Genomic DNA, 1,840 nt, shown 5'->3' on the forward strand with positions numbered 1-1,840 from the left:
TCGAGGCCTTGCCGACGTGCCCGATCCCAGAGATCGCCAGACTGGGCAGGACGCTGCGGAAATGGAAGACGACAATCCTGGCGTACTTCGACACCGACGGTGCCAACAACGGTGGCACCGAGGCGGTCAACGGGCTCATCGAGCTCGGCAGACGGATCGCTCGCGGATTCCACAACTTCGAGAACTACCGACTCCGCATGCTGCTCATCGCTGGCGGCCTGGACGCATCAACCCACACTCAACTCTGAAGAGCCTTCAATTCATCATCTGAAATACCCTCATTGACAGAGAACACAACGACGGCTCCAGATATATCGCCATGCGCCCAAAACCGCTCGTCATTACCTTTGGGACACGCCGGGCGATGAACCTTGTCTGACAGATTTCGGTTCACTTGATAGAGCTGCACTTCAAAGCCCCACCCCCGAGGTGAACTCTTAATATCGTTTCCACCCTGCCATGCCGCGTCGATTGTTAGCTGTCGTTTACCTTCCACATCATCCTCAGTCCGATAAACGACGCGGTTAGGATGACTTTTAGTCATCGCCTCGACACCCTTACTAGAATCGGCTACCGAGTGGAAACTTTCACCAAGGCCATCTTCATCCTCTCGAATAAAGCTGATGTCTTTATCCTCCACTACGGCACTCGGCAGATCAGCAAACTCGTCGAGTACATCGTCGGCGGCACTGCCCGTCACTCCGCTGGCTAGACTTTGAGACCCTGCAAGTTCACGGTCGACGGTCAGCTCGGTCACGGTCGGCTCTACATGCGCAATTGCTTCTATTTCACGCAGTACAGCATTAGCATTCTCCGTTGCAGTCAGTTCCGGATCATAGGCGTATATTCCACCACCGTTTCCGACATCGAGCTGCGCATATTTAATCTTCACCCCCTCCGACTCCGCTAACCGAAATGCATCGAGGGCTGTTACCTTATGGGGAAGATCGAGGGTTTGTACTTCATGCCCAGGTGAATGTTGTGACTGGGACGACCCTCGATTTGAATGTTTACCATCCTCTCCATGAGCTTGGGTCGTGGGGAATAGTGGCGCTAGCCCTATGGAAAATGCACCGATCACGGCTAGCGCATTTTGAATTTGGGACTTGGTCACGTTTCGTCGCTTTAGTTGGGGACCAGGGGAGAGATCTCACTGTCATTATGCTTCGAGCACGAGTTTCAGTAATTGCGTATCGCCTCTACTCGATTGGTTTCTCATGCCAAGACTAAACATATAGACCCGGCGTTTGTCAACAGTTACGTGACGGCACTCCCAGACCTCGTGCTCCCGGCTTGGACTCCACTCCAAGGCGCGGCGCACTGCGTAGTTGATTACAAAACGATTTACTTCAAGGCGTAGGGACGGTGGGACCGCGTCACTTCGTAATGAAACTCGGCACCTCAATCAGGGCATACTAGCTTCAGCTGGCGGGTGGTCCGCCGTGTTCGCCACTAGCGCGGCGATTGCTTGAGTCGAAGGTGCCGTGAAGTCACTTGCTAGCGTTTCATACCACGGCTTCGCCGGCATGATCGTCATCGGTCTGGCACTGACGTCGACGAGGCTGCAGAAGCTGTTCCTGCGCTGACTGCCGGCACCACCGGCTCGCACCCTGCCCGTGCGGCAGCCTCCGCTCCCGAGGCGGGGGTTGCCTGTCTGCACACCCGTGCCACCGCCGCCGCCCATCGGATGAGCACGCATGTGCGCCCCTTCACTTAACAGCGAACACCCTTAAGTGGCTCTTCGGACATCCGGTGGGGGTGAGGTTCGCCGGGTGCTGGTTGGCAGGTAGGGGTCGAGGTCCCCGAGGATCAGAAGCGCTAACCACCTGATCTACCACGA

Annotated in this window: 2 protein-coding genes; one reads left to right on the forward strand and one right to left on the reverse strand. The window is 56.1% G+C overall.

All coding sequences use genetic code 11. The features are described 5' to 3' along the window. Nucleotides 1-248, forward strand: a 248-nt coding sequence (locus ACFFN1_RS13650; RefSeq protein WP_376841380.1) for a transposase, incomplete at its 5' end; no start/stop codon positions are given. Here the strand turns inward: ACFFN1_RS13650 and ACFFN1_RS13655 are convergent. Further along, nucleotides 239-1,114, reverse strand: coding sequence for a hypothetical protein (locus ACFFN1_RS13655; protein WP_376841381.1), 876 nt, complete (start codon nt 1,112-1,114; stop codon nt 239-241). The two genes, ACFFN1_RS13650 and ACFFN1_RS13655, sit on opposite strands and share 10 nt — an antisense overlap. Nucleotides 1,115-1,840: the final 726 nt, after the last annotated feature.

Origin of the sequence: Brevibacterium otitidis (assembly GCF_042429315.1) — a bacterium.
In the GTDB taxonomy this organism is placed as follows: Bacteria; Actinomycetota; Actinomycetes; order Actinomycetales; family Brevibacteriaceae; genus Brevibacterium; species Brevibacterium otitidis.